Origin of the sequence: Rhizobium sp. CCGE 510, assembly GCF_000292525.1 — a bacterium.
Taxonomy (GTDB): domain Bacteria; phylum Pseudomonadota; class Alphaproteobacteria; order Rhizobiales; family Rhizobiaceae; genus Rhizobium.
Window position 1 is genome coordinate 1 of the sequence record NZ_AEYF01000072.1, and the last position, 1,243, is coordinate 1,243.

Annotated in this window: 1 protein-coding gene; it reads right to left on the reverse strand. The window is 66.5% G+C overall.

All coding sequences use genetic code 11. From position 1 onward, the window contains the following. Positions 1–1,003, reverse strand: a 1,003-nt coding sequence (locus RCCGE510_RS32980; RefSeq protein ID WP_007637650.1) for a class I SAM-dependent methyltransferase, incomplete at its 3' end; no start/stop codon positions are given. Between the last annotated feature and the right edge of the window lie 240 nt (positions 1,004–1,243).

Sequence of the window (1,243 nt, forward strand, 5' to 3'; positions counted from 1 at the left end):
CACGGAACGAGCCCTCCGGCAGCCGGATCGCCGCGACTAGGTCGGCCGACTTCGCGATATGCTCACGAGCGGCGCTATCCGCCTTGTCCATGGTCCCGTGCGAGGTGACGAAGGCGGCGAGTGCGCCAGGCTTGAGGAGGTCGATCGACCGGGCGATGAAATAGTCATGCAGCCGCAGGGAAAGTGTACGATAAGCCCGGTCCGAGCGCACCGTGCGATCGGAAAAGGGCGGATTGCCGATGGCGAGATCGAAGCTCGCCCGCAGCTCCGTGCGCGCGAAATTGCCGGTGACGATCCGCGCCCGTGGCTGCAGCAGACGGGCGATGCGCGCGGTGACCGGATCGAGCTCGACGCCGGTGATATGGGAAACGTGGTGCAGGTTCTCCGGCATCAGCGCTGCAAACAGGCCCGTGCCGATGCCCGGCTCCAGCACCCGGCCGCCGCGCCAGCCGAGCCGCAGCAGTCCGGTCCAGATTGCCCGGACGATAAACTCCGGCGTGAAATGCGCATATTGCGTTGAGCGCGCAAGCAGCGCCCGGTCGGCCTCACCGACGGCGTCCTCGAGATCTGCGCCGATCGCCTCCCAACCTGCCCGAAAATCCGCCTCGCCCGGCCGACGGAAAACACCGTTGGCAAGATCGGAGGCGCCGAAGCCGGTGAAGCGGATCAGCCGTTCCTGCTCCTCGCGCGTCGCGGGGCGATCGCTAGTCTCGATTTCGGCGGCAAGCCGGATCGCCGCGATGTTGTCGCGCGCGCGTTGCTTCCAGCCGCTGGCGAGGCCACGGTCGGTCGCGAGATGGAAGTTGGTTCCGCGCGCCCCGGCCGTAGTCGACGCCGGTCGTGGGGTTGCTGCGACCGGTAGTGCCGGCGCGGGGGATGACGGATCGGGATCGTCGTCACCGGGTTCGAAATCGCCGGCGAAGGCAGTCACGCCGAGACCAAGTCCCGACGAGAGCGTGGTAGTGCCGAACAGGTTGATGGTGAAGGGATCGTCATGCGACATGCGAAAATCTCCTGATTGGAGGCGCACGAACCCGTGCCTCTGGAAGCTTCCAGCCGGTGGGTCATGCGCGGTGGAAATAGGTGATGGACCGCCCTCGGCGGCGGTCGGTCAGGTTCGCTCGATCACGAACAGCTGCATGGCGTCCGGCAGAAAGGCGATCTGCAGATGGGTACAGCCGGGACTGGCCGTGATCAGCGGCTCAAGGCCCTCGGCATCGACAAAATCCACACCGTCGTCGCC